We start from the raw sequence: 19,136 nt of genomic DNA on the forward strand, positions 1-19,136 counted from the left end.
GCCGACAGCGCATCCCCGGTCGTCACCCAACTCGTCACCGCGTCGCCTCCTCAGCACCCAATTCAACCTCCACTGTGCGTTCCTCTCCCCCTGGTGAGTCAGTCCAGGTGATTGTCACCGTATCGCCCGGTGCTTGCGCCCGGACAGCTGCAATCAGTCCGGCCGCGCCGGTGATGATCCGATCATCGAGCCGCGTGATGATCGCGCCCTCGGGAATCCCGGCGGCGTCCGCAGCTGCCCCGCCGATGACCTCAGTCACAAGCGCCCCCCGCACCGGATCACGCGTGTCGAGCAAGACCCCCAGCCGTGCAGTGGTGGCCTGACCCGTGCTGGCAAGTTGCTCGGCGATGCGGCGTGCCTGATCGATGGGGATTGAGAAACCAAGCCCGATCGAGCCAGGGTTTAGGCCCGGCATTGACCCTAGCGTGGCGATGGCCGTGTTGATACCCACCAGTTCACCGTTCATGTTCACCAGCGCACCGCCGGAGTTCCCTGGGTTGATGGCGGCGTCGGTTTGGATCGCGTCGATGACGGTGTACGACGTGGTGCCGTCCTGCCCCGTCTCCCCAGTCGCGGACACCGGCCTGTGCAGGGCGCTGACAATCCCTGACGTGACGGTGCCATCGAGCCCAAGCGGTGAACCCACCGCGACAACGTCCTGGCCCACACGGAGGTCGCTAGAGCTGCCGATAGTCGCTGGCACCAGATCCGTGCGGCCTTCCACCTGTACCACTGCGATGTCGGTGCTGACATCACCGGCGACTACCCGTCCAGTGGCGGTGGTCCCGTCATAGAAGGACACCTCAACCGTCCCATCCGAGGGGGCAACCACATGGTTGTTGGTGAGGATCAGCCCGTCAGAACTGAGAATTACGCCCGAGCCGCTGCCCGAGGCGCGCTGTGTGCGCACGTCAATCATGACGACGGAGGGAATGATGCGCTCAGCAGCCCATTGCACCGATCCTTCCGGGGCGGCTTCGCCGCCTCCAGAACTGACTGGAGCCGAAACAGCCGGCGGAGCTGAGTTCGAGTCCTGGCTCGCCACATAACCACCGACCGCGCCGCCGATACCCGCACTCAGCAGCGCAAGCACTAGCGCCCCCGCGATAAAGCCGGTTCGGCTCGTGCCGCGCTTCTGCGGTTGACCTGTTTCAGCCGGCGGATATAGCGGCCCCTGCGGGTACGGGGCATGCTGATACTGGCCGTGCGCTCCCAGCCCATGACCATGCGGCGGCACACCGAGCCCGCCTGGCTGGCCGGCGTCGGGATGAGCATCATAAGCAGGAAACCGCTGCGTGTCTCCGCTGCCAGCTGCGGCCGGTTCCTCAGGGCGCGGTTCGCGCGGATACTGCTCGTTACTCATCTGTCCCCTCTTCCGGTATGCCCACGGGCACAAGCGTCGCTACTCCGTCAAACGTGCCGGTGCCGCCTGAAATTTCTGTGAGACGGAACTGTCAATCTGGCGTGAAAAGATCAGGTTGGCCCCGGTGCACCGTTAGGTGACTCACCAGGCAAGCGGAGTGTGACGCGCGCCCCGCCGCTGGGCGACTCCCCTATCGACACCGTGCCACCGTGCCGCTGCATAACGTGTTGCACAATGGCGAGCCCCAGTCCGGAGCCCGGCATCGAGCGCGAGGCATCTGACCGGTAGAACCGTTCGAACACGAGTTGTCGCTCTTCAGGCGGTATACCCGGGCCGTCGTCATCTACACAGATCTCCACTGTCCGCGGGGCAAGCAATGACATCCGGACGCGCACGGTCGCACCATCCGGACTCCATTTCGCGGCGTTGTCGAGGACGTTCAGCAGCGCCCGGTTGAGCGCACCTGGGTCCCCCCACGTGAACCATGGGAAAGTGTATGGCTCGATCACCACATCGCCGCGCCGCCTGCGCACCCGCTCGACACACTTGTCGACAACATCAGCGAGGTCGATTCGTTCAAAACCGGGCTCGGGAGCGTCCTCGCGCGCGAGATCGACGAGGTCCCCGACGAGTGTGGAAAGCTCCTCGATCTGCGCCATGACGTCGTTGCGCAGCCCTTCCATATCTTCTGCGGACAACGCCGGAGCTTCCGGCCGGCTGGCCGCGATGAGGAGTTCCATGTTGGTGCGCAGCGAAGTCAGCGGAGTGCGCAGCTCGTGGCCGGCGTCGGCAACGAGGCGCGCTTGGCGCTCGCGTGACTCAGCCAGCGCGGCAAGCATCGCGTTGAACGCCTGAGTCAGGCGCGCGAGTTCGTCATCCCCTGTGACCGGGATCGGCGTGAGGTCATCGGTTCGCGCGACCCGCTGCGCAGCCGCGGTCAGCCGCCCCACGGGCCGCAGACCGGTGCGCCCCACCGCGGTACCTGCCGCGGCCGCCAAGACAACCCCGCACCCACCGACGACAAAGAGGACAATCGCCATCCGGTCGAGAATGTCGCGTGTGGGACCCAGGTCCTGGCCGAGCACGATGGTGACACCGCCGTGGCTGCGCTCCGCGTAAACCCGGTGGTTGCCAATTGTCCGCAGCGAGGATTCGGTTTCGCCGCGCACCACCGCGAATTCTGGCTCGTCGACCTCCAGCAGCGGCGGCAGGTGCGTCGACGTGCCGTCGGGGAAAATCAGCATCACGGTGAGGTTTTCAGAGAACACTCGCGCGGTCCCCAGCGCACCCGGCCCGAGCCGCTCCGCAGTGTAACTGTCGATCATCGTGTCGACCCGGTTGCGCAACTGCTCATCGACTTCGCTGTAGAGCGCCCGCGACACGACGCTGTACGCCGCAGCGGCCATCAGGGCAACCGCGAATGCCACAACCGTCGTCGCGAGCAGCGCGACGCGCAGACGAAGGGAAATCGTTCGGGTGAACTCGCGCGGCTGGGTGAGGATCCGGCGGTCCGCCCTCACGGCGGCGTTTCCCGCAGCACGTAACCCACGCCGCGCACAGTGTGGATAATCCGCGCTTCCCCTTCGGATTCGGTCTTGCGGCGCAAGTACCCGATGTATACCTCGAGCGCGTTGCCGGACGTCGGAAAGTCGTACCCCCACACCTCTTCGAGGATGCGCGCACGAGTGAGCACGCGGCGCGGGTTCGCCATCAGCATCTCAAGCAGCGAGAACTCGGTACGTGTGAGGCTGATCGGACGGTCATTCCGTGTCACCTCACGCGTCACCAAATCCATTTTGAGACCCGCGAATTCCATCGTGTCGGATCCCTCGCCCCCCTCATGTGGTGCGCGGCGGCGCAACAATGCACGCAGGCGCGCCAGCAGTTCCTCAAGCGCGAAAGGCTTGGGCAGGTAATCGTCAGCACCAGCGTCGAGACCCGACACGCGTTCGGACACCGAGTCACGCGCGGTGAGGACCAGAATCGGGCGCTCGTCCCCCTGACTGCGCAGGCGACGACACACTTCGAGCCCATCCATCCGTGGCATCATGACGTCGAGAACAATCGCATCCGGTGCTGAGTCCGCTACTTTTTCCAGCGCATCGGCACCGTCAACCGCCAGGTCGACGCTGTAACCATTGAACGACAACGAGCGCCGCAGCGACTCACGAACGGCGCGGTCATCATCCACAACGAGAATCCGCATGGTCCTAGTGTGTACTGAGCAACTAAGTAATCCTTAAGAGCGTCCCATTCGGAACGTATCTCTTCTCAGCCGGACGTGTCAGCGCCCTGCGAGGCGGGGCGCTGTCGGCAGATTCCAGCCGCGCCACAGCGCCAGCAGGCGCAGCCCAGCCGCGATGACACTGCCAGCGATCAGGCCTGCGTCCTCTGGCATCTGTGAGAGGTCTGCGAGGACCACCACCATGGCACCGAGCAGGGCTGGCAGCGCGTATAAGTCGCGCTGCAACAGCAACGGCATTTCGTTGACGAGGACGTCGCGCAGCACACCCCCGCCAATGGCGGTGATCATCCCGATGATTGTGGCCGCCAGCGCGCCCGCACCACTCGCGAGCGCGATGCCAGCGCCACCAGTTGCGAAAACGCCAACTCCGACAGCGTCAAGGACGAGGACGCCAGACCGGATGCGCCGCACTTCAGGATGCAGTATCAGCACCACAAGGCAGGCCGCGAATGCGGTGGCGAAGTACGGCCAATTTTGCAGCGACGTGGGCGGATTGATGCCCAGAAGGACGTCACGGATCAACCCGCCGCCGATCCCGGTGATTACTCCGACGACACATACACCGAAGATGTCGAGCCGTTTCGACACTCCAACAAGGGCGCCGGAGGCCGCGAAAACAGCGATCCCTGAGAAGTCGAGGATGCGGAGGAGCACTCACAAAGCCTAGGGCCCGTACGGAAAAACATCCGTACGGGCCCTCTGGTTGCACGCGGTCAGCGCAGTTTATCCGGATCGATCAGTCCCCGGCGGACAGCGGTGAGCAGGCGGTGCGGGATACGCAGCGCCTCGCCCCCGGCGCGCACGGGCACCAGGTCGACTGCGGTGGCTTTCCACTGCGCCCGGCGGCTGCGAGTGCGCGAGCGGGACTTCCGCCGCTTTGGTACTGCCATGATGAGGTTCCTTTCAGTTTCCGCTTACTGGCCTTTGGCGCGAGGCCGCACGCGGTTGCCGTAACGTTGACGGAATTTTTCTACCCGCCCAGCCGTGTCGAGGATACGCTGTGCGCCCGTCCAGAAAGGATGCGACTCCGAAGTTACGTCGACGACGATCAGTGGGTACTCGTTTCCGTCTTCCCAGGTGATGGTCCGGCCGCTCGTAACGGTGGAGCGGGTAAGGAACATCGATCCCGTGTTTGCGTCCTGGAAGACGACTGGATGATAGTCGGGGTGGATGCCAGTTTTCACTAGGGTCCTTCTTTCCTGATGGTGAGATCTACCGCATTGTCCGTACCGGCGAGGTCTTCGCAGGGGTCTTCATGCCACTGTCCGAACGGGTCGTCCCACGTGGCCCATTCCTTCTCGCCGAGCGCGAGCTCAGTGTCAGTCAGCAACGCCATGTCCAGTGCCGCGGTGATCCGCTGGGGGTCAGCGTCGTGGACAAGAACCGCCATCGAGCAGTCCCGGTCACCGAACTGTGGGTGCCACCGCAGGGCGGCAATAGCACGGCGGTCTTCCGGCTGGGCTCCCTGTTCTGCTGGGCTCATCGCGTCCAGCCACAGCCCGGAGGCTGCGATGCGGAGGCCACCGCCAGCTGATTCCATCCACAGCACCTGGTCAGGCTGAGACGCGACCCAGAAGCGCCCGCGGGTGCAGATGACACCGTCGAGCAACGTGTCGATCGCCTCGTGCAGGCGCCCTGGGTGGAAAGGACGCTGCGCGGTGTACTCGACGATCTGCACACCGCAGTCCGAATCGAGGGGCGGCTCGCCACGAAGCATGGGCGAATGCGCGTCGGTGATTGCACCGCGGCGCGAGTGCGCGGGAACGTTCGCGAGCAGCCGTTCTGCGTCGATCGCCGGCTTGTTTCCCATCCACGCCATGGGCGCGCCTGGTGCGAGCCTGCTCAGGACGGCGCACAACTTCGCCTGTTCCCAACCGTCCTCCGCGTCCCCAGAAATGACGAGGGCGTCCGCGAATGCCACCTGCCCCACGACGACTTGCGCCACTGTGCGGTCATCGTCGTGGCTCGCTGTGATCTGGCGTTCTTCCAGCGTGTCATCACTGGTGGCATCTGAGAGCCACGTCGCCGCATCGAGGCACGTGACGGTGGCGTCGACGCGGACGTCGAGGCTCGCGGGACCGTCGATATGACCGACCATGCCTTCGATCATCACGTTGTCGATAGCCCACGACAGCGCCTCGGGTTCCAGCACCGGGTCAAGCAGGAGCACGATCCGCTCGACCCGGCTGCGGGTGTGCAGCCGGCGCAACAGTGGCAGCAGATCTTCCCGCAGCGTGCACGACACGCAGCCGTGCGCGAGCTCGAGGATCGTCGTCTTTTCCCGCGGAATCGGGCCGTTTGCGGTAATCAGCGTTCGGCGCACCACCCCCGTCGACACCTCGCTGAGGTCGTGGTGGACTATCGTCGTGCCCTCACGCAGCAGCGACTGCGCGACCACGCGGGCCTTCTGTTCGGCGGAGCTTCCCTGCCATCCGCAGACCAGCACTACTGGTGTGCGCTGATCGGTCACGAGCATTCCCCTTTACAGCTTGCGCTTGTGCGGTTATCAGCAATCCGTTGCCGGTAACGATTGTCAGAATCCTTTTCAAGAAGGTACCGTGTTCAGTCGGCTTTGTCGAAAACGAATGTCACTTACGAGAGGTCCGCCGCCATGTCCGCGCACTGCCAGGTCACAGGACGCAAACCCAGCTTCGGGAAGTCCGTCTCGCACTCCCACGTGCGCACGTCCCGCCGCTGGGATCCCAACATCCAGCGCCGCCGCTACTTCCTGCCAAGCGAAAACCGATACGTCACGCTGCGCGTTTCTGCAAAAGGCATCAAGACGATCGATCGCGACGGAATCGAGGCCGTCGTCAAACGCATCCGCGCGCGCGGCGACAAGATTTAACCGGCCGGCTTCCCACCCCCGAAGAGAGAACACACAATGGCTCGCAATGAGGTTCGCCCCATCATCAAACTGAAGTCCACCGCAGGAACCGGATTCACATACGTCACCCGTAAGAACCGGCGAAACGACCCAGACCGGCTGGTTCTGAAAAAATACGATCCCGTTGTCCGCAAGCATGTTGACTTCCGGGAAGAGCGCTGAGGTAGAGTTTTATGGCTAAGAAATCGAAGATCGCTCGCAACGAGCAACGCAAGGCAGTCGTGGCAAAGTACGCCGCACGCCGGAGTGAACTGAAGGACATTATCCGCAACCCGGCCACCTCCGATGAGGACCGGATGGCAGCCGTCAGCGAACTCCAGCGACAGCCTCGCAACGCAAGTGCGGTAAGGTTACGTAATCGGGACGCGGTAGACGGTCGTCCGCGTGCGTACTTCCGCAAGTTCGGGCTTTCTCGAGTTCGGCTGCGCGAAATGGCGCACCGCGGCGAACTGCCCGGCGTCAACAAGTCGAGCTGGTAACAACGATCGTCAGGAACGAAGGACACATGGGGAAGAAAACAGTCGCCACCAAGAAGAAGGGTGGCGAGCAGAGCCGGAAGACGAAGAAGAACCCGCTGATCACCGCGGGTATCGAGACGGTTGACTACAAAGACGTCAACCTGCTTCGCACCTTCATCTCTGACCGTGGCAAGATCCGTTCACGCCGCGTCACCGGCCTGACGCCCCAGCAGCAGCGCCAGGTTGCAGTAGCAGTGAAGAATGCGCGCGAGATGGCGCTACTTCCCTTCTCCAGCCGCTGACTTCGCGATAGCTCACACCCCCAGGCAGTACGTTGAGTGCCCTGGGGGTTTTGCTGTGCCAACTCCGCTGTGAGGGTAATTTTCGTCACAGCACGACGCGCGCGTACCTGATCACATTTGCCGCCGTTCGGATTCCGTGCGGCCCACTCCTGGCTCTAGGCTGCTTAGCGCAGCGAATGAAAAGGGGTACCAGGTGTCCGGAGTGGTCGTCGGCTTCTCGGTCATCTTCTCGATCGTTGTCGTCGGGTATCTCCTCGGCCGTTCCGGCGTACTCGGCCCGGGTGCGGAGCAAGCGATTAGCCGACTGGTATTTCTCGTCGCTACCCCCGCGCTCTTGTTCGACACGCTCTCACGCGCCGACCTCGCAGTCATCTTTTCGCCACTGCTGGCAGTCGCGGCCGGTTCCGCTCTCGTCGCCGGCGTCTCGTACTTTGTCCTCGCACGGTGGTGGCTGCGCCGGAGAGTGCCCGAAGCCACGATCGGGGCGCTCGCCTCGGGATACGTCAACGCCGTAAATCTCGGGCTGCCGATCGCTGTCTACGTTCTCGGGGACGCGACGCTCGTTGCCCCGGTCCTGCTCTTTCAGGTGCTCGTTCTCAACCCCATTGCGCTCACAGTGCTGGACGTCAGCACCATGCGGGCCCGGCTGCCGGGTGGTCACCGCCGATCTCGACTCACGGTGATCGTCACCCCGCTGAAGAACCCTATCCTCATCGCGGCGCTGGCAGGTCTCCTGTTCTCGATGCTGGGCACGAATCTGCCCGAAGTTGTGCAGCGGCCTATCAGCCTCGTTGCAGGCATCTCCGTTCCGGGTGCACTGATTGCATTCGGACTCTCACTGCACGGCAAGCGTGCCCTGCAGCGCGGAATCAGTCCGCGCAGAGATGTCGCACTTGCGGCCACGTTTAAGACACTCATCCAGCCGGCTGTCGCGTATCTGCTCGGCCGATACGTGTTCGGGCTGGACGGTCACGCCCTGTTCAGCGTTGTCGTTATGGCAGCACTCCCCACGGCACAGAATGTCTTCATCTTCGCGAGCTGGTACACGCGCGGAGTTGTGCTGGCCCGGGACGCAGCGATAGTCACCACGCTCACGGCAATACCCGCGATCGCGGCGGCCACGTTCTTGCTCGCCTGACGCTTGTGTCATTCTGCCTTCGGAAAGCGGCGGCAGAATGACACAAGCCAAGGCTGTCAGTGCGCGAAGTGCCGCGCCCCCGTCAGGTATAGCGCCACGCCCGCATCTTTAGCCGCAGCGATAACTTCAGTGTCCCGCACGGAGCCGCCCGGCTGGACGACCGCCCGCACGCCAGCATCCAGTAGCACCTGCAATCCGTCGGGGAAGGGGAAGAACGCGTCTGATGCAGCGACACTCCCCCGCGCCCGATCGCCCGCACGAGTCACAGCGAGACGCGCCGCGTCAACGCGGTTCACCTGGCCCATTCCGACCCCCACCGTGGCTCCGTCGGCTGCGAGAAGAATCGCGTTCGACTTCACTGCACGGCACGCCCGCCACGCGAAAACAAGGTCATGCAGGGTGGCTTCATCAGCCGCATCTCCGGTCGCCAATGTCCAGTTGGCTGGGTTGTCGCCCTCCGCGTCAAGAATGTCGCGATCCTGCAGCAACACCCCGCCGGAAACCGCACGCAACTCGGCACCTGCCCGGGCCGGTGCCGAAGAACGCAGAATGCGAATGTTCTTCTTCCGTGTCAGCACGTCGACTGCTCCTTCTTCGTAGGAAGGGGCGACGATCACTTCGGTGAAGATGTCCGCAACCTGCTCCGCCATTTCAACAGTGATCTCCCGGTTGGCGGCGATAACACCACCAAACGCGCTCACCGGGTCGCAGGCATGGGCGCGCCGATGCGCATCAGCGATCGCTGCACCCCCATCGAGCCGGGATTCAGCGATACCGCAGGGGTTGGCATGCTTGATAATTGCGACACACGGCCCGTCATGATCCCAGGCCGCGCGCCACGCGGCATCGGTGTCTGTGTAGTTGTTGTACGACATCTCCTTGCCGTGCAACTGCTCCGCCTGCGCAATCCCGGCGCTTTCACCGGGCCGGGTGTACAGGGCCGCCTGCTGGTGCGGGTTTTCGCCGTACCGCAGCGACGCGCGGCGCTCCCAGGTGGCCCCCATCCAGCGGGGGAAACGGCTATCGGCTGACGCAGCCGCGCGCACGCTGGTCATCCAACTCGCCACCGCCACGTCGTACATGGCTGTGTGCTGAAACGCGGCCGCAGCGAGTTCGATGCGTTCTTGCAGTGTGAAACCGCCCGCATCAACTGCCGCGATGACGCGGCCGTACTGCGCGGGATCCACCACCACTCCGACTGAGGGGTGGTTCTTTGCCGCAGCACGCACCATTGATGGGCCACCGATGTCAATCTGCTCGACACATTCGTCTTCGGTTGCCCCGGATGCGACCGTCTCCGTAAACGGATACAGGTTGACGACCACGAGCTGAAATGCCTCCACCCCGAGTTCATCGAGCGCTTCGAGGTGCTCGTGTTTGCGGGTGTCCGCAAGAATGCCGGCATGGACATGCGGGTGCAGCGTTTTCACCCGGCCATCGAGCGTCTCGGGGAAGCCAGTCAACTCCTCGACGGGCGTGACATCGACACCTGCGGCCGAGATGCGGCTCGCGGTCGAGCCGGTGGAAACAATCTCGACACCCGCGGCGGCGAGTCCGCGTGCGAGGTCTTCGAGACCACTTTTGTCGTACACGCTGATCAGCGCACGCCGAACCGGGATCTGCTCGGCGTGCGAGCTCGCTTGACTCACGGGATCAGTGCCTTCCGTCCATCGATAATCACACCTTTTGTTACTAGCCCGGCGACCACCTCAACGAGGAGGCGCCGCTCAACAGCCTTGATTCTCTCGTGCAGTGACGCCTCTGAGTCATCAAGCTCGATTGCTACCGGTTCCTGCGCAAGCACTGGCCCCGTGTCCACACCTTCGTCCACGATGTGGATCGTCGTTCCCGTCACCCGCACTCCGTATGCCAGGGCGTCACGCACGGCATGCGCCCCAGGAAACGCCGGCAGTAGCGCCGGGTGACTGTTCACTATCCGCCCAGGAAAGGCTGACAGAAAGTCTGGCCCAAGGATTCTCATGAAACCCGCGGTGACGACGAAATCAGGGTCGTAGTCAGTGGCGGTTTTCGTCAGCGCACGATTCCAGTCCGCACGGCTGTCGTACTCCCGCGGAGTGACCCGCACAACCTCGATGCCTAAACGTTCCGCCCGTTTTTCCGCCTCACACCCGCGATCAGTCACCAGCGCGGTGACTCGGGCCGGATAATCGCCTCGGGCGGCTTCTGCCAGGGCTTCGAACAGCGTTCCGGAGCCTGAGGCGAGCACGACGAGGCGAGACGGCACTTCACGCGCGCCCCCCGCAGCTGCGGCGACGGGTGCGGATTCAACGTCAGTGTGGCTATTCAGCGCGGATCTCCTGATTACCGAACGTGCCAGCTCATGAGAGCTTGCTACCGGCACATAGCCTAGCCGCTCGGCGCGAAGGCGAATTTCCGGGGTCCGCTCCACCGACCCGTCGTCTGTCGCAGACCGGGCTCAGCTCAGTGGTCTTTTTTCCGGCGCCAGATCTTCCACTTCTGCTGGCCATGACTCGCGGGCACGTCTTGCGGGTCGCTCTCGTTTCCGCCCTCGTGCGCGCTGTCAGCCTTCCCGTCCCTGGATTCGCCGACCGCGTCATCGTCGTTGTCCGGGGACTTCGCTGCGGCCGAGTCCGTGGCAGAATTCCCGGAATCGTCAGCTTCCGGCGCCGCTTGCGCGGGTGCACTGACTTCTTCCCCGGCCGAGCTGGCGTCCACTTCCGGCTCCGGCTTATCCGGTTTGCTTACACCAGGCAGGTTCTTGCGCAGCTTGCTCACTGCCCCCGGGATTGCGGTGACGGAGACGGGAACCGCCGGTACCCGCTGGCGGACCAGGGCGAGGAGCCCGCTTTTTTGCGCGGTCTCGCTTGTGTCCGGGCCAGCACCATCCGTCTCGGGCTTCTCCGCCGTGGCTTGCTCACGCGCCTGTTCTTCGGCGAGCGCTTCCGCGATCGCGCGCTCCACCTCGGCACGCCGTTCGTGCCGGTCCTTCCTGCGCGACATCCACAGCAGTAGCCCCAGCGCGGCACTGCTCGAAAGCAGGAGCCACCCGCACAGGAAAAGTCCGCCGTACAAGGGGGCCAGCGTCGCGCTGCCGAAGACTCCCAGCGCGCCGCCCGCTGCGACGGCCAACAGGAAGTAACCTGCGCTCGCCACCACTGCGGCGCACGCGGCCGCGCTGAATGCCTGCCTCGCTGGCAGCGCGGCGCTGTGCAGAAACTGTCCGATCGACACGCCAGCCGCAACGGGGATAAGCATTAGCAGGGGCCACCACGGCTCCGGGCCGGAGACCGGCAATGCCGCCAGCACAGGCACGGTGGGCACCGGCGCGGGTACGAATCCAAACAGACTGATGTAGCCCTCGCCGATCGTTATCGCAGCGCCCGTGCTCACGCCGACGACACCCACCACCACATTCGCCAGATACAGCAGTGACAAGGCCGTGAGACCTAGTGGCGCAGCGGCGCCGTGGTGAGCTTCCAGCACAGCGACGATATCGTCGAGGGACGCGGCTAGCAGCGCCAGCGTGGCCGCGAGACCCGCCGCGGCGAGGGTCACCCCTCCGCGCCGTGCCGCACGCAAAGCGTCCCAGCCCCAGCCCGGTATTCGCAGCAGCTCGGCGTACGGCTGCCAAAAAGACCGGCCCAGTGCGAACGCGGCGGCGATTCCGTGGATGCCGATCGTCCACGCGAAGGCCTGGAAGAAGTTTGGTGTGGCGATCTTCAGCACCGTCGATGCGTCCTTGACGACGGCGAGCGCGATGATCGTCATCACCAGCGGCACGCCCACGACCGCTGCAGCGAGCTGGGCAGCGTCCCGCAGCTCAAGCCCACCACGAGCCACTTTCTTGCACTGGTGATACGACGCCGCGAAGATCGCCGCGGTCGCCAGAATTGGCAGGACACCTAACCGCACACCGGATATCGGCAGTGAGACTTGGTGGATCGCGAGCCAGCCTGCACCTACCGCGGCAAAGGCTCCTGTGAAGTCACCGTCACCGGTGAGCAGTACCGCGAGCACGATAATGACGATGATTCCGGCAGTCACACCGGTCGGCAGAAATGCCGCTTTCATCAGGGTCCGCGCCGCCTCCGGAGGCACCCCTGGAGCAGACTCTTCCCTACCGGGATTTCCGGGTCGGACGTGCAGATCAGTCATCGTTATCGAGGGTGGCACCTTCCCTGCGCCGAGGCCGGCAGGCGCGCCGTAGCGCAGACGCGCGTTTGGTCACAGCGCTCGGCCAAAAACCAGACGGGCCGCTGCCCGAATTGTGGCAGCGGCCCGGCGAGGTGTAGAGCGCGTCAGAGCTTCTCAAGGATCTCGCGCGCGATCGCGGCGGTCTCGGAAGGCGTCTTGCCAACCCGGACACCTGCCGCTTCGAGTGCGTCCTTCTTCGCCTGCGCGGTACCGGACGAACCGGAGACAATGGCGCCAGCGTGGCCCATCGTCTTTCCCTCTGGGGCGGTGAAGCCGGCAACGTAACCAACGACCGGCTTACTAATATTCGCCTTGATGTAGTCGGCCGCGCGCTCTTCCGCGTCACCGCCGATCTCACCAATCATGACGATCAGTTCGGTTTCCGGGTCATCCTGGAAAGCCTGCAGACAGTCAATGTGCGTGGTGCCGATCACCGGGTCACCACCGATGCCAACACACGTGGTGAACCCGAAGTCACGGAGCTCGTACATCATCTGGTACGTCAGTGTCCCGGACTTCGACACGAGACCTACTTTGCCCGCGCTCGTGATGTCTGCCGGGATGATGCCAGCATTCGATTGCTCGGGGCTGATAACACCCGGGCAGTTCGGGCCAACGATCCGTGTCTTGCCACCCTTTTTGAGGTTGTACGCCCAAAACTCGGTGGTGTCATGGACAGGGATACCTTCAGTGATGACGACCGCGAGGGGAATCTCAGCGTCGATTGCCTCAATCACCGCAGCCTTGGTGAATGCGGGCGGAACGAAGACGACCGTCACGTCCGCGCCGGTCTTCTCCATAGCTTCCTTGACGGTCGCGAACACCGGGATGCCGTCGACGTCGCTGCCCGCTTTGCGGGGGTTCACGCCGCCGACAATGTTAGTTCCCGACTTCACCATGCGACGGGTGTGCTTTGTGCCTTCGGCGCCGGTGATGCCCTGAACGATGACCTTGCTGTCTTTGGTCAGGAAGATTGCCACGATCCGCTCCTTGTCACTTCGCCGCGGCGGCGAGTTCAGCGGCGCGTGCGGCCGCGCCGTCCATGGTGTCCACCTGCTGCACCAGGGGGTGCGCGGCATCGTCGAGAATGCGGCGGCCTTCGACGACGTTGTTGCCGTCCAGGCGCACGACGAGCGGCTTGTTTGCCTCATCGCCGAGTATTTCTAGAGCTTTCACAATGCCGTTTGCGACAGCGTCGCAAGCGGTGATACCGCCGAACACGTTGACGAACACGCTCTTGACACTGGGATCGTTGAGGATCACGTCGAGACCGTTTGCCATAACTTCTGCGGATGCACCGCCACCAATGTCGAGGAAGTTGGCGGGCTTCACCCCGCCGTAGTTCTCACCTGCGTAGGCAACAACATCGAGCGTGGACATGACAAGTCCGGCGCCGTTACCGATGATGCCCACCTCACCGTCGAGTTTCACGTAGTTGAGGCCCTTGGCCTTGGCTTTCGCTTCGAGCGGGTCGGCAGCTTCGGCGTCGACGAACTCTTCATGCTCAGGCTGGCGGAAATCGGCGTTGCCGTCGAGGGTGACCTTGCCGTCGAGGGCAAGGATCTGATCGTCCGGGGTGCGGACCAGCGGGTTCACCTCTACGAGGAGGGTGTCTTCTTTCACGAAGACTTCCCACAGCTTCGCAATGGTTTCAGCTGCGGCGTCGAGGACTTCCGCGGGAAGCTTCCCGTCCTCTGCGATCTTGCGCGCGAACGCGAGATCAACGCCCTCGGTCGCGTCGACCGGAACCTTAGCGAGCGCTTCCGGTGTCTCAGCGGCGACCTGCTCGATCTCAACGCCGCCTTCCTTGGAACACATCGCCAGGAATGTCCGGTTGGCGCGATCGAGCAAGAAGGAGATGTAGTACTCCTCTTTGATGTCGCTTGCCTCGGCTACAAGGAGGCGCTTGACGACGTGCCCTTTGATATCTAGTCCGAGGATCCCCTCCGCCTTCGCTTTTGCATCGGCGGGATCCGAAGCGAGCTTGACGCCGCCCGCTTTACCACGTCCTCCGGTCTTGACCTGAGCCTTGACCACGACGGGCTTTCCGATTTCGGCCGAGATTTGCTCGGCTTCTTCCGCCGTGTCAGCTACCCGGCCCGGAGTGGTGGGGACTCCGTGCTTCGCGAAAAGTTCTTTCGCTTGGTATTCGAAGAGATCCATGTGCTCACCGTCTCATCTACTGTGTCGCCCACCCAGGTTTGGGGTGAGCCAAGTCGGACCTTAGTCGAGGCAGCCCAGCTCACTACAGGGGGTATGCCGGGACGTGTGATATGTCACTTTTTGGTCACGTCTAACCTATCGCGCCGGCGGCCTTGTTCGGACCCTTTTCTCAAGAGGCTTTCGCACAGCGGGGGCCTTTTGGCTCGAGTTCATCACCCAGACACGGACCCCCACTAACCCGACAAACCGGTATTCGCGAAATAAACATCCGCTTCGGCGCAACTCCCACATAGTGAGAAGGTGCAAGCAGGTGTAGTAACGGTGCACACAGCTGAATTCACGTTTTCCCAGGTGAAAATGTGAGAGCGCTCTCAGTTCCGTGAATCAAACCCGAACTGCTTGCAGCCATCGCAACCGTTTCGTTACCTTTCATCGCAGTGAAATCACGGTCCTACGAACACTGCGGGCATCCCGACAGATTTACCGCCCGCGCTGAGCGACCGTGCACCGGTGCGGCGCACCCCGACAGCGCCCGCCGGAGTCATCAACCGGGATGACACTGCGGCGCGTCGCGGCGCTGTAGCAGAATCGACCCGAGGGATTCGCACCCCTTTCTGGAATCCATGCTGCGCACCACACTAAATAAACATGCCCAGAAACGTGCCCCGAAGGGCCGAATAGCACTAGCCGCCGTCACCATTGGCGCCACATTTGTGGGTGGCCAAGCCATGCTGATGGGCGACACAGCGGCACACGCCGACAGCAATATTACGTTCGCTAGCACGGGGACCGCGCTGGACGCCCCCGCATTCGCGGCGACCGCGGACTCCACCAGTCCGTCCGGAACCGTGCAGGTTCTTAACGTCGCACGTGCGCTCGATCCTTCGTCGTACGCCCAGCAGCTTGCTACCGCCAAGCGCTTCACTGACGAACGGGCTGCCCGCGAGGCCGAGATGCGCCGCCCAGTCGCCGCGCTTCCCGTTATTGGTGTGCTGACCTCTACTTTCGGTCAGCGCTGGGGCACTCTGCACGGTGGTATCGATATCGCCGCGCCTATTGGCACACCGATTGTCGCTGCCGCCGACGGCGAGGTTATCGACTCCGGTCCGGCCGCCGGCTTCGGCTTGTGGGTGCGGATCCGCCACGACGACGGAACGATCACTGTTTACGGTCACAACGACACCAACATTGTTTCCGTGGGTGACCGGGTGCACGCCGGGCAGCAGATCGCGACAGTTGGCAACCGCGGCTTCTCCACCGGCCCGCACGTTCACTTCGAAGTGTGGATCGGCGGCGACAACAAGATTGATCCGATCGGGTGGCTTGCGGGCCTCGGGATCGACGTTTTCGGCGGCCGCGGATAATTCGCAACCGCTACCGTAGGCATAATATCCGCGCTGGACGATGTCCAGCGCGGATATTCGCTTGTGCTGACGCTACAGCTTCACCATAGGTACACCGCCGATAAGCAGCAATGACACTTTTCCGGACACGCCAAAGTCGATTGTGGCGCGAGCGAGATTGCCGCTGCCCTCGGTTGCGAGCACCGTACCGAGTCCGTATTTGTCGTGACTGACACGATCGCCTGGGTTCAGCGTCAGTGGTGCACCACCCCGCCCCCGGGTCCCTGCGCCAGGGCGACTGCCGCCAAAAGGAGAGTCATAACCCCCGGCACCACCGGACCCACCCCACCGCGATCCGATAGCCCGGCCACCACCGAAAGCCCGCGCGGCGGGTGCCCGGCGCTTCCAGTCCACGAGTTCCTCGGGGATCTCTTGCAGAAACCGCGACTCTGGATTCGACACCGGCTGCCCCCAGGCGGACCGGGTAACCGCGCGCGTCACATATAAGCGGTGCCGCGCCCTCGTGATACCCACGTACGCCAGGCGCCGCTCCTCGGCAAGTTCGTCTGGATCCCCGAGTGCCCGCATGTGCGGGAACTGCCCGTCCTCCCAGCCGGTAACGAACACGACCGGGAACTCCAGGCCTTTGGCGGTGTGCAGAGTCATCAGGGTGACGACTCCGTCAGTGGAATCCGGCACCTGGTCTGAATCGGCGACAAGCGCCACACGCTCGAGGAAAGCGTCGAGCGAACCGGGCTCCGGATCACCCTCCGCGGGCTCATAGCCATCCGCGAGCAACTGAGCAGCTTCCGCACTGAACTCATGGCCAACACTGACGAGTTCGTTGAGATTGTCGAGCCGGGAACCATCCTGCGGGTCATTGCTGGCTTCGAGCTCTTTGCGGTAGCCCGTCATCGTGAGGATGCCATCGATCAACTCCCCGATGTCGAGCGCATCGGGTGTCCGAGAAAGGAGGGGCGCGCGCAGCGCGTCAAGCAACTCCACAAACGACGCGATCGCACGGTGCGCCCGCGTCCCCAGCAGCGGCACGCGGCCCTCAGCGGCGTCCCGCACCGCTTCAGCGAAGCTGATTCCACGCTGCTCAGCGTGCACCGCGACGCAAGCCTCGGCCCGGTCCCCGATGCCGCGCCGCGGCGTGTTCAGTATTCTGCGCAAACTGACCGTATCTTCCGGGTTCGCGAGGACCCTGAGATACGCGACGATGTCTCGCACCTCTTTGCGCTCGTAAAATCGCACGCTCCCCACGACTTTGTACGGCAAACCGTGCCGGATAAAAACCTCTTCAAACGCGCGAGAGGAGCTGTTGGTGCGGTAGAAGACTGCGATGTCGCTGTATTTGATGTTCTCGGCCGAACCACCACCTATGGCTCCGCCGCCGGTTACACGATCGATTTCGGACGCAACGAAGGTGGCTTCGTCGTGTTCACTGTCCGCTACGTAGCCGACGATGGCCTCGCCATCTCCACTGTCGGTCCATAGCCGCTTCGGCCGCCGTCCAGCGTTGCGCGAGATTACTGCGTTCGCGGCGGACAGAATCGTCTGCGTCGAGCGATAGTTTTGTTCCAGCAGAATCGTTCGCGCATCCGGAAAATCGCGCTCGAATTCGACGATGTTCCTAATGGTTGCTCCGCGGAAGGCGTAGATCGATTGGTCCGCATCGCCCACTACGCACAGCTCCGCGGGCGGTACGCCCTCGGTCTCCTGTGCACCTGCACCCGTGAGTTCGCGCACTAGGACGTACTGGGCGTGGTTAGTGTCCTGATACTCATCGACTAACACATGCCGGAACCGCCGGTGGTAATACGCGGCGACCTCGTGAAACTCCTGCAGAATCCGGACTGTCTCACTAATAAGGTCATCGAAATCGAGCGCATTGGCCTCACGCAGGCGGCGCTGGTAGAGACTGTACACGCGCGCAACCGTGCGGGTGAGCTCTGCGGAGTCCCCCTCAGCGTCCCGTGCCGCCTCGGCCGGGCCGATCAGCTCATTCTTCAGGTTGGAAATCTGCGTAGCGAGCATTCGGGGCGTGTAGCGGCGCACATCGAGCTCAAGATCCTTGGCGATCATCGCTAGAAGGCGGCGAGAATCGTCAGCGTCGTAGATCGAGAAGTTGGAGTTCAGCCCTTCCACCAGACCGGCCTGCGAGCGCAAGATCCGCACGCACGTCGAGTGAAAGGTCGCCACCCACATGGACGCTGCGCGCGGGCCGACAAGCTGGGCGACCCGCTCACGCATTTCTGCAGCAGCCTTGTTCGTGAAAGTGATTGCGAGGATCTCAGCTGGCCGCACCTGCCGTTCCGCGAGCAAATAAGCAACTCGCCGCGTCAGCACCGCAGTCTTGCCCGAACCCGCGCCAGCGACAATAAGCAGCGGCGAACCCTCGTGCAGAACAGCTTCCCGCTGCTGCTGATTCAGCCCGTCAAGCAGCCCCTCCGCTCCACCGGACGGGGGCCGATGGGGCCTTTGGTCTTGGTCAATTGAATCCGCAGTAATCGACAACATCCCTCTTCCACAACTGGCCACTCGCTCTACCAGCATAGGTGCCCTCACCGACAGTTTCTGGCCCGGTGCTCCCCGGCACCGAAGATTGCACGCCGCCAACCTCATGGCACAATCGGACGCATTTGGTGTTCAGGGGTCCGGACACGGGTAGAGGGTATTCACGAACAGCGTGTTGCTGGATCCGGCAGTCCCGGTGACCCCACGCACAGGAGAGAAGATGACCACTCAGTCAGCAGATAACGGCGCCACCCCAGACGGTGACGAACAGCCAAGCGGACATACCGAGATCGATGCCCTGCGCGAGGAGATCGATCGCCTCGACAAGCAGATCCTTGAAGCTGTTCAGCGCCGGACCGAGGTATCTCGCCGAATCGGGCAGCTCCGCATGGCGTCCGGCGGCACCCGGCTCGTGCACAACCGCGAGATGAAGGTCATCGAACGCTTCAGTGTGCTCGGTCCCGAGGGCCACAACTTAGCGATCTTGCTTCTTCGCCTCGGACGCGGCCGCCTCGGACACGAATAAGCCACCTGCTGCCGG

At 63.3% G+C, this 19,136-nt stretch carries 20 protein-coding genes; 7 read left to right on the forward strand and 13 right to left on the reverse strand.

What is annotated here, in order from left to right; genetic code table 11:
* Positions 1 to 34 precede the first annotated feature (34 nt).
* From ONR57_RS02015 to mrf, 7 genes are all read right to left on the reverse strand, one after another.
* The gene (locus ONR57_RS02015; RefSeq protein ID WP_265121185.1) at positions 35 to 1,363 is read right to left on the reverse strand and encodes a S1C family serine protease; all 1,329 of its coding nucleotides are present in this window, start codon (positions 1,361 to 1,363) and stop codon (positions 35 to 37) included.
* Between the two features lie 110 nt (positions 1,364 to 1,473).
* Positions 1,474 to 2,883: a HAMP domain-containing sensor histidine kinase gene (locus tag ONR57_RS02020; protein WP_265121186.1), complete on the reverse strand. Its 1,410-nt coding sequence runs from the start codon at positions 2,881 to 2,883 to the stop codon at positions 1,474 to 1,476.
* Positions 2,880 to 3,569: a response regulator transcription factor gene (locus ONR57_RS02025; protein WP_265121187.1), complete on the reverse strand. Its 690-nt coding sequence runs from the start codon at positions 3,567 to 3,569 to the stop codon at positions 2,880 to 2,882. Before ONR57_RS02025 ends, ONR57_RS02020 begins: the two co-directional genes overlap by 4 nt.
* A 78-nt stretch (positions 3,570 to 3,647) precedes the next feature.
* Positions 3,648 to 4,262 (reverse strand): trimeric intracellular cation channel family protein, encoded by a 615-nt coding sequence (locus tag ONR57_RS02030; RefSeq protein WP_265121188.1) that lies wholly within the window; start codon positions 4,260 to 4,262, stop codon positions 3,648 to 3,650.
* Between the two features lie 59 nt (positions 4,263 to 4,321).
* A complete protein-coding gene (gene rpmF, locus ONR57_RS02035) occupies positions 4,322 to 4,498 on the reverse strand; it encodes a 50S ribosomal protein L32 (protein WP_265121189.1) in 177 nt (58 codons plus the stop codon).
* Between the two features lie 24 nt (positions 4,499 to 4,522).
* On the reverse strand, positions 4,523 to 4,792 hold the full coding sequence (locus ONR57_RS02040) for a type B 50S ribosomal protein L31 (RefSeq protein WP_265121190.1): 270 nt from the start codon (positions 4,790 to 4,792) through the stop codon (positions 4,523 to 4,525).
* The gene (mrf, locus tag ONR57_RS02045; protein ID WP_374116368.1) at positions 4,792 to 6,078 is read right to left on the reverse strand and encodes a ribosome hibernation factor-recruiting GTPase MRF; all 1,287 of its coding nucleotides are present in this window, start codon (positions 6,076 to 6,078) and stop codon (positions 4,792 to 4,794) included. Before mrf ends, ONR57_RS02040 begins: the two co-directional genes overlap by 1 nt.
* Positions 6,079 to 6,219: 141 nt before the next feature.
* On the opposite strand from mrf, the gene rpmB reads away from it, so the two are divergent.
* The 5 genes from rpmB to ONR57_RS02070 all read left to right on the forward strand — a co-directional run bounded on the left by rpmB (position 6,220) and on the right by ONR57_RS02070 (position 8,393).
* Positions 6,220 to 6,456, forward strand: coding sequence for a 50S ribosomal protein L28 (gene rpmB / locus ONR57_RS02050; protein WP_265121192.1), 237 nt, complete (start codon positions 6,220 to 6,222; stop codon positions 6,454 to 6,456).
* Positions 6,457 to 6,492: 36 nt separating this feature from the next.
* Positions 6,493 to 6,657: a 50S ribosomal protein L33 gene (rpmG, locus tag ONR57_RS02055; protein ID WP_265121193.1), complete on the forward strand. Its 165-nt coding sequence runs from the start codon at positions 6,493 to 6,495 to the stop codon at positions 6,655 to 6,657.
* 11 nt (positions 6,658 to 6,668) lie between these two features.
* Positions 6,669 to 6,974 (forward strand): 30S ribosomal protein S14, encoded by a 306-nt coding sequence (rpsN, locus tag ONR57_RS02060; protein ID WP_265121194.1) that lies wholly within the window; start codon positions 6,669 to 6,671, stop codon positions 6,972 to 6,974.
* A 26-nt stretch (positions 6,975 to 7,000) separates the two neighbouring features.
* Positions 7,001 to 7,255, forward strand: a complete 255-nt coding sequence (rpsR, locus tag ONR57_RS02065) for a 30S ribosomal protein S18 (RefSeq protein ID WP_265121195.1) — start codon at positions 7,001 to 7,003, stop codon at positions 7,253 to 7,255.
* A 193-nt stretch (positions 7,256 to 7,448) separates the two neighbouring features.
* Positions 7,449 to 8,393: an AEC family transporter gene (locus ONR57_RS02070; RefSeq protein ID WP_265121196.1), complete on the forward strand. Its 945-nt coding sequence runs from the start codon at positions 7,449 to 7,451 to the stop codon at positions 8,391 to 8,393.
* Between the two features lie 56 nt (positions 8,394 to 8,449).
* Here ONR57_RS02070 and purH read toward each other — a convergent pair whose 3' ends face one another.
* From purH to sucC, 5 genes are all read right to left on the reverse strand, one after another.
* Positions 8,450 to 10,042 (reverse strand): bifunctional phosphoribosylaminoimidazolecarboxamide formyltransferase/IMP cyclohydrolase, encoded by a 1,593-nt coding sequence (purH, locus tag ONR57_RS02075; RefSeq protein ID WP_265121197.1) that lies wholly within the window; start codon positions 10,040 to 10,042, stop codon positions 8,450 to 8,452.
* The gene (gene purN, locus ONR57_RS02080) at positions 10,039 to 10,638 is read right to left on the reverse strand and encodes a phosphoribosylglycinamide formyltransferase (protein ID WP_265121732.1); all 600 of its coding nucleotides are present in this window, start codon (positions 10,636 to 10,638) and stop codon (positions 10,039 to 10,041) included. Before purN ends, purH begins: the two co-directional genes overlap by 4 nt.
* 197 nt (positions 10,639 to 10,835) lie before the next feature.
* Positions 10,836 to 12,530 carry a DUF6350 family protein gene (locus ONR57_RS02085; protein WP_265121198.1) on the reverse strand — a complete coding sequence of 565 codons (1,695 nt, stop codon included), beginning with the start codon at positions 12,528 to 12,530 and terminating at the stop codon, positions 10,836 to 10,838.
* Positions 12,531 to 12,673: 143 nt separating this feature from the next.
* Complete coding sequence (gene sucD / locus ONR57_RS02090; RefSeq protein WP_265121199.1) at positions 12,674 to 13,549, reverse strand: succinate--CoA ligase subunit alpha; 876 nt, start codon at positions 13,547 to 13,549, stop codon at positions 12,674 to 12,676.
* Positions 13,550 to 13,562: 13 nt separating this feature from the next.
* Positions 13,563 to 14,732 carry an ADP-forming succinate--CoA ligase subunit beta gene (sucC, locus tag ONR57_RS02095; RefSeq protein WP_265121200.1) on the reverse strand — a complete coding sequence of 390 codons (1,170 nt, stop codon included), beginning with the start codon at positions 14,730 to 14,732 and terminating at the stop codon, positions 13,563 to 13,565.
* A 623-nt stretch (positions 14,733 to 15,355) separates the two neighbouring features.
* Here sucC and ONR57_RS02100 point away from each other — a divergent pair.
* Positions 15,356 to 16,096, forward strand: a complete 741-nt coding sequence (locus ONR57_RS02100) for a M23 family metallopeptidase (RefSeq protein ID WP_265121201.1) — start codon at positions 15,356 to 15,358, stop codon at positions 16,094 to 16,096.
* Positions 16,097 to 16,168: 72 nt separating this feature from the next.
* Here ONR57_RS02100 and pcrA read toward each other — a convergent pair whose 3' ends face one another.
* Complete coding sequence (gene pcrA / locus ONR57_RS02105) at positions 16,169 to 18,598, reverse strand: DNA helicase PcrA (RefSeq protein ID WP_265121202.1); 2,430 nt, start codon at positions 18,596 to 18,598, stop codon at positions 16,169 to 16,171.
* A 217-nt stretch (positions 18,599 to 18,815) separates the two neighbouring features.
* On the opposite strand from pcrA, the gene ONR57_RS02110 reads away from it, so the two are divergent.
* The gene (locus tag ONR57_RS02110; RefSeq protein WP_265121203.1) at positions 18,816 to 19,121 is read left to right on the forward strand and encodes a chorismate mutase; all 306 of its coding nucleotides are present in this window, start codon (positions 18,816 to 18,818) and stop codon (positions 19,119 to 19,121) included.
* Positions 19,122 to 19,136 lie beyond the last annotated feature (15 nt).

Source organism: Hoyosella sp. YIM 151337 (genome assembly GCF_026041215.1).
Lineage (GTDB): Bacteria > Actinomycetota > Actinomycetes > Mycobacteriales > Mycobacteriaceae > Hoyosella.

Bases quoted from the DNA above. Each gene is read 5' to 3' on its own strand.
- ONR57_RS02015 (WP_265121185.1), bottom strand. From the start codon at position 1,363: ATGAGTAACGAGCAGTATCCGCGCGAACCGCGCCCTGAGGAACCGGCC.
- ONR57_RS02025 (WP_265121187.1), bottom strand. From the start codon at position 3,569: ATGCGGATTCTCGTTGTGGATGATGACCGCGCCGTTCGTGAGTCGCTG.
- rpmF (WP_265121189.1), bottom strand. From the start codon at position 4,498: ATGGCAGTACCAAAGCGGCGGAAGTCCCGCTCGCGCACTCGCAGCCGC.
- rpmB (WP_265121192.1), top strand. From the start codon at position 6,220: ATGTCCGCGCACTGCCAGGTCACAGGACGCAAACCCAGCTTCGGGAAG.
- rpmG (WP_265121193.1), top strand. From the start codon at position 6,493: ATGGCTCGCAATGAGGTTCGCCCCATCATCAAACTGAAGTCCACCGCA.
- rpsN (WP_265121194.1), top strand. From the start codon at position 6,669: ATGGCTAAGAAATCGAAGATCGCTCGCAACGAGCAACGCAAGGCAGTC.
- rpsR (WP_265121195.1), top strand. From the start codon at position 7,001: ATGGGGAAGAAAACAGTCGCCACCAAGAAGAAGGGTGGCGAGCAGAGC.
- ONR57_RS02085 (WP_265121198.1), bottom strand. From the start codon at position 12,530: ATGACTGATCTGCACGTCCGACCCGGAAATCCCGGTAGGGAAGAGTCT.
- sucC (WP_265121200.1), bottom strand. From the start codon at position 14,732: ATGGATCTCTTCGAATACCAAGCGAAAGAACTTTTCGCGAAGCACGGA.
- ONR57_RS02100 (WP_265121201.1), top strand. From the start codon at position 15,356: ATGCTGCGCACCACACTAAATAAACATGCCCAGAAACGTGCCCCGAAG.
- pcrA (WP_265121202.1), bottom strand. From the start codon at position 18,598: ATGTTGTCGATTACTGCGGATTCAATTGACCAAGACCAAAGGCCCCAT.
- ONR57_RS02110 (WP_265121203.1), top strand. From the start codon at position 18,816: ATGACCACTCAGTCAGCAGATAACGGCGCCACCCCAGACGGTGACGAA.